The sequence below is a fragment of the Pseudomonas sp. 34 E 7 genome (assembly GCF_900005715.1).
Taxonomy (GTDB): domain Bacteria; phylum Pseudomonadota; class Gammaproteobacteria; order Pseudomonadales; family Pseudomonadaceae; genus Aquipseudomonas; species Aquipseudomonas orientalis_A.
In genome coordinates this window covers 23,229-28,843 of sequence record NZ_CVTX01000161.1, presented here as the reverse complement: position 1 = coordinate 28,843, position 5,615 = coordinate 23,229, and the positions used below count along the sequence as shown (strand labels likewise).

General features: G+C 61.9%; 6 protein-coding genes. 4 read left to right on the top strand and 2 right to left on the bottom strand.

Annotated elements, in window-relative coordinates; genetic code table 11:
* Positions 1-997 (top strand): autotransporter family protein (locus BFP96_RS21610; RefSeq protein WP_139113432.1); only part of this gene is annotated, 997 nt, incomplete at its 5' end.
* Positions 998-1,054: 57 nt separating this feature from the next.
* Here BFP96_RS21610 and BFP96_RS21605 read toward each other — a convergent pair.
* Positions 1,055-1,321: a DUF1652 domain-containing protein gene (locus tag BFP96_RS21605; protein ID WP_065887355.1), complete on the bottom strand. Its 267-nt coding sequence runs from the start codon at positions 1,319-1,321 to the stop codon at positions 1,055-1,057.
* Between the two features lie 370 nt (positions 1,322-1,691).
* Here BFP96_RS21605 and BFP96_RS21600 point away from each other — a divergent pair, with 370 nt between their 5' ends.
* On the top strand, positions 1,692-1,895 hold the full coding sequence (locus BFP96_RS21600; protein WP_065887356.1) for a ParD-like family protein: 204 nt from the start codon (positions 1,692-1,694) through the stop codon (positions 1,893-1,895).
* Positions 1,892-2,647, top strand: a complete 756-nt coding sequence (map, locus tag BFP96_RS21595) for a type I methionyl aminopeptidase (protein ID WP_065936981.1) — start codon at positions 1,892-1,894, stop codon at positions 2,645-2,647. Before BFP96_RS21600 ends, map begins: the two co-directional genes overlap by 4 nt.
* Before the next feature lie 123 nt (positions 2,648-2,770).
* On the opposite strand, the gene sfnG is transcribed toward map, so the two are convergent.
* The gene (sfnG, locus tag BFP96_RS21590; protein ID WP_065893171.1) at positions 2,771-3,856 is read right to left on the bottom strand and encodes a dimethylsulfone monooxygenase SfnG; all 1,086 of its coding nucleotides are present in this window, start codon (positions 3,854-3,856) and stop codon (positions 2,771-2,773) included.
* 265 nt (positions 3,857-4,121) lie between these two features.
* On the opposite strand from sfnG, the gene BFP96_RS21585 reads away from it, so the two are divergent.
* Positions 4,122-5,360: an acyl-CoA dehydrogenase family protein gene (locus BFP96_RS21585; RefSeq protein WP_065936980.1), complete on the top strand. Its 1,239-nt coding sequence runs from the start codon at positions 4,122-4,124 to the stop codon at positions 5,358-5,360.
* Positions 5,361-5,615: the final 255 nt, after the last annotated feature.

Sequence of the window (5,615 nt, the reverse complement as noted above, 5' to 3'; positions counted from 1 at the left end):
CCCGGCGCTGCCAACGGCCGTGGTCGGTGCAGAGCCCATCCCGCTGTATCGCCTGGAGGTGCCGGTGTACTCGGTGGTGGTCCCGGCCGCACAAATCATGACCCGGATGGCCCTCGGCACCTTTCATGAGCGCCAGGGCGAGCAAAGCCTGCTCACTGAAACGGGCGCGGTTGCGGCCGGCTGGGCGCGTGCCTATGGCGGGGATCTGAACAAGAGCTGGTCGGGCACCGTGTTGCCAAGCTTCGACGGCAGCGTCAAGGGCTATCAGGTAGGGCATGACCTCTACGCTGGGCAAACCGGCGGCGGGCAACTGCAACGTGTCGGCCTGTTCATCGGGCAGAGTCGCTTGCGCGGCGACGTGAAAGGGTTCGCCGAAGGCTTTCAGGACCGGCGCTCCGGGCGGATCAAACTCGACGGTGATAACTTTGGCGCCTACTGGACGCTGACCGACCCCAAGGGTTGGTACATCGACCTGGTGGCCATGGGCACACGCCTGGACGGCGACAACACGTCCGACCGCGGCGTAAAGGTGAACACCAAGGGCGATGCCCTGGCACTCTCCGCTGAAGCGGGTTATCCCATCAGCGTTTCCGAACATTGGGTGATGGAGCCCCAGCTCCAGATGATCCGCCAGACCATCGACCTGGACAGCCAGCATGACGGTATTTCCAAGGTGTCGTTCGACTCCCAGGCCTACTGGACCGGACGTCTGGGTGCCCGCGTCAAGGGTCGCTATCGGGTGGGCAATATGCCCGTCGAACCTTATGTGCGCGTCAACGCCTGGCGCACGTTCGGCGGCAGCGACACGGTGACTTACGACGATGTGGACCGCATCAAGAGCGATCACAAGTCGTCCACCGCCGATGTCGGCGTAGGGGTCGTCGCCCACTTGTCGCCGGCGGTGAGTGTTTACCTGGCGGCGGACTACACCACTGATATGGACGGTAATGCCCAGAAGGGTGTGGGCGGCAACGCCGGGGTACGCCTGAGCTGGTGAACGGCAGGAGGCCTGGTCAATACAGGCCTCCACGTCAACGCAGGGCCGGGCGCACGCTTAAAAACCACGCCCTCCTGCTCGCTGCAGGACCGGCGTGTGCGCCTGCTTGAGGTCTTCACGCAGCCCGGCGATGAGGTTGCAAATGGCGCGACTGCTGTCGAGTTTGTCGGCGCTGATGCCTTTGACCTCCAACTCCACGCGATCACGGTCGCGGTCGTCGTACACCTTGATCGTCAGCGACGCATCTTCGGCTTTGGTGCACTCACACCGCTTGGGCAGGAAACTTCCTTCAATAATGCTGCGAAGCTCGAGTTCAGAAAGCATGGCCAACCTCTCCTTGTTTGAGACTGCCAACAGTTTTTATAGGGTCCGGCAGGCACTTGCCCGCCACGTCTTGCCGGCCTTGGAAGACGCCTTCAACTAATGAGCCTACTCGGCAAAATCCACTGCGGTTGTAACCTTTCTTCATAAGCTCAGCGCTTGCTTATACGCCGTACATCCGACAGTTCACATCATCGTCGAACCGCGCCGATTAAACGTTTAACCGTCAGTCTCAGATCGGGCGCAACAGGCGTGGTCGATTTTTCAGCAACATGTGGCAAACAATCAGCCACTCAACCAGCCGTCGAGCGGAGCTTTCGAAAAGCATACGAAATATATACGCTTCGTATATAAATCCTCCACAGTGAAGCTTATGGGCATCGTCAAGATCACCGACCAACTGCACGAACAACTGCGCCTGGCCAGCGCCGCGATGGACCGTTCCATCAACGCCCAGGCCGAGTTCTGGATCAAGATCGGCCTGCTTGCCGAGCTCAATCCTCAGTTGCCCTACAACGACCTGATCAACAAACTGTTGCTGGACAAACCTGACCTGATCAGGGGGCGCAGCCAATGATCAAGACGCCGCAACAGCTTGCGCTGATGCGCGAGTCCGGGCGCCTGCTGGCCCAGGTGTTCAGCATGCTCGACGGTTTCGTCGCCGCCGGTCGCTCCACCCTGGAGCTGGACAGCGCCGTCGAAACCTTCATCCGCCAGACGTTGCAGGCCCGCCCGGCCAGCCTCGGGCAATATGACTACCCCTTCAGCATCAATACATCGATCAATGAAGTGGTGTGTCACGGCATGCCCAGCGCGAAGCAAATCCTTAAGGATGGCGACATCATCAACATCGACATCACCCTGGAAAAAGGCGGCTTTATCGCCGACTCCAGCAAGATGTACATGATCGGCACGGTGACGCCCAAGGCGCGACGCCTGGTAGAAATGACCTTCGAAGCGATGTGGGCCGGCATCCGCCAGGTCAAGCCCGGCGCGCGCCTGGGTGACATCGGCCATGCGATCCAATGCCATGCGCAGGCCAACGGCTACAGCGTGGTGCGTGAATACTGCGGCCACGGCATTGGCCGGGAAATGCACGAAGAGCCGCAGATCCTGCACTTCGGCCGTCCCGGCACCGGGCTGGAACTGCGCGAAGGCATGGTGTTCACCATCGAGCCGATGCTCAACCAGGGCAGCGCCAAAGTGCGCAGCCTCAAGGATGGCTGGACGGTGGTGACCAAAGACAACAGCCTGTCGGCGCAATGGGAACATACCGTCGCGGTGACGGCGGATGGGTTTGAGGTGTTGACCCTGCAACCGACCGCCTGACCCGATCGTTCCCACGCTCCGCGTGGGAATGCCGCCCTGGATGCTCTGCGTCCGCTCTTGAAGTCGTGACGCAGAGCGTCACAGGATGCATTCCCACGCAGAGCGTGGGAACGATCAGTCGGGTCAGGCCACCTGCTTGACGGAGGCCTCGGCTTCCAGCTCACGCACCAGCGGCAACACGCGTTTGCCGAAATATTCCACTTCTTCCTGGAAGTGCAGGAAGCCGGCCAGCACCAGGTCCACGCCCACCGCCTTGAGCGCGACGATGCGCTCGGCAATCTGCTGCGGGGTGCCGATCAGGTTGGTCTTGAAGCCGTCGTTGTACTGCACCAGGTCTTCAAAACTGGACTTGGCCCAGTTGCCCTCGCCTTCCGGTGACGCCTTGCCGGCCTGCCTGGCGGCATCGCCAAAAGCATTGACCGCTTCCGGGTCGGCCTTGTCGATGATGTCCGCCAGCACGGCCCGCGCTTCTTCTTCAGTGTCGCGAGCGATCACGAAGGCGTTGACGCCGATCTTTACCGAATGATTATTGGCGGCGGCCTTGGCACGGATATCGTCGACCTGGGCCTTGATGCCTTCGGGGGTGTTGCCGTTGGTGAAGTACCAGTCCGACACTCGCGCCGCCATGTCGCGCGCGGCCCTTGAACTGCCGCCCTGGAACACTTCGGGCTGGCCCAGAGGCTTGGGCCTGAGGGTGTAATTGTTGAAACGGTAAAAGTCACCCTTGAAGGTGAAGTCGTCCTGGGTCCACACACCTTTCAAGGCGCGAATGAATTCTTCGGAGCGACGATAGCGCTCATCGTGCTCCAGCCACGGTTCGCCGATGGCCTGGAACTCGCCCTTGAACCAGCCACTGACGATATTCACCGCGATGCGGCCGTTGGTGAGCTGGTCGATGGTCGCCAACTGCTTGGCCGCCAGCGCCGGTTGCCAGGGACCCGGCAGGATCGCCGCAATCACCTTGAGGGTGGTGGTCGCCGCGAGCAACGCGTGGCTGAACGCCACTGACTCGTGCTGGTTTTCCGCGCCGTAGCCGGCGGTGAAACGAATCTGGGTCAGGCCATATTCAAAGCCGGCGGCTTCTGCCAGTTGCGCCAGTTTACGGTTGTAGTCGATGCCCCAGTGGGTGCGCTGCTCGATCTTGCTGACCACCAGCCCACCGCTGACGTTGGGCACCCAATAGGCAAATTTCACGGCGTGTTGACTCATTGGAGGTACCTCGCACAAAGGAATGTAGGAGGACTTGAGCAGCAAGCGTGCCAGCTATGGGTACATGCCCTGCCCTTGCGGGTTGTGGCGCGAAACCTCGGGGTTACGCAAGGCGCCGCGACTGTCATGCAACACTGCATTTTGTGCAAACGCTGTTGCTGGAGCAACAGCGGCTGGCCTCCTCGCGCCGTAAACACGGGCCGCCGCGCCCGGCACGGACTGTGCAAACACCCAGGGACTTGATCACAGCCCAGGAGCCGCACCCATGACCGAGCAACACGTCATCAACCCGCTGTCCATCGGCGTCGACTACCCCGCCCTGGCCGAACGTTTCCGTCCCATCTTCCAGCGCATCGCCGACGGCGCGGTGGAACGCGAACACAGCCGCACCCTGCCCCATGAGCCGATCCGCTGGTTGAAGGAAGCCGGTTTTGGCGCGGTACGCGTGCCGGTGGAATATGGCGGCGGCGGCGCGTCGCTGCCGCAGCTGTTCGAACTGTTGATCGAACTCGCCGCCGCCGACTCCAATGTGCCCCAGGCCCTGCGCGGGCATTTTGCGTTCGCCGAAGACCGCCTGAATGCGCCGCCGGGCGCGGCGCGCGAGGTATGGTTCAAGCGCTTTGTCGACGGCGACATCGTCGGCTGCGCCTGGACCGAAATCGGCAATGTCGCTATCGGCGACGTGGTCACCCAGGTCAGCCCCAACGGCGACGACTGGACACTCAACGGTGAAAAGTTCTACAGCACCGGCAGCCTGTTTTCCGACTGGATCGATGTATACGCCCAGCGCAGCGACACCGGCGCCGACGTCATCGCCGCCACCCGCACGCGCCAGCCCGGGGTGGTGCAAAGCGATGACTGGGACGGCTTCGGTCAACGCACCACCGGCAGCGGCACCACGCGCTTTACCGATGCCGTGGTCGAAGGGCAAAACGTGATCGACTTTGCCACCCGCTTCAAATACCAGACCGCGTTCTATCAACTGGTACTGCTCGCCACCCTGGCCGGCATCGGCCACGCGGCGCTCAACGACGTGGCCCATCAGGTACGCACGCGCAAACGCATCTACAGCCACGGCAACGCCCCGCATGTCAGCCAGGACGCGCAGGTACAACAAGTGGTAGGCGAAGTCGCCGCGCTCGTCTACGCAGCCCGCGCCAGCGCATTGCAGGCCGCACTGCCGGCGCAACAGGCCTACCTGGCCCGCTTCGGTGGCGATAACGCGGCAGAACGCAAAGCCAACGTCGCCGCCGAAATCGAATCCGCGACAGCCCAAGTGGTGGTGTCAGAATTGATCCAGCGAGCCACCAGCCAACTGTTCAACGCCCTGGGAGCCTCCGATGTGCGCCAGGGCAAAGCCCTGGACCGGCACTGGCGCAATGCGCGAACCGTGTCATCGCACAACCCGCTGATCTACAAGGCACGGATCGTCGGCGACTGGGTAATCAATGGCACCGAGCCACCGTTCGTCTGGCAGATCGGCAACGGCCCGGCAAAAGCCTAATGCCCGTAGGAGCGAGCTTGCTCGCGAAAAACTCACTGGCACCGCGTTTATTCAGGAAGCCCGCTTTATCGTTGACGTTTTTCGCGAGCAAGCTCGCTCCTACAGAGGGCGATGCGCAGCCATGGGTATCGACACAACGCTAACCACGATGCGCAGCGAGCCGCCCTTGATCTTGATCTGCTTTTGATCTCAGGCGCCCCGTTAAACCACGCTGGCCGAACGCAGGCTTGAATCCGTGGGCAACCCGGCAGGACG

Excerpts from the sequence above, each read along its gene's own strand:
- BFP96_RS21605 (WP_065887355.1), bottom strand. The coding sequence starts at position 1,321 with ATGCTTTCTGAACTCGAGCTTCGCAGCATTATTGAAGGAAGTTTCCTG.
- BFP96_RS21600 (WP_065887356.1), top strand. The coding sequence starts at position 1,692 with ATGGGCATCGTCAAGATCACCGACCAACTGCACGAACAACTGCGCCTG.
- map (WP_065936981.1), top strand. The coding sequence starts at position 1,892 with ATGATCAAGACGCCGCAACAGCTTGCGCTGATGCGCGAGTCCGGGCGC.
- sfnG (WP_065893171.1), bottom strand. The coding sequence starts at position 3,856 with ATGAGTCAACACGCCGTGAAATTTGCCTATTGGGTGCCCAACGTCAGC.
- BFP96_RS21585 (WP_065936980.1), top strand. The coding sequence starts at position 4,122 with ATGACCGAGCAACACGTCATCAACCCGCTGTCCATCGGCGTCGACTAC.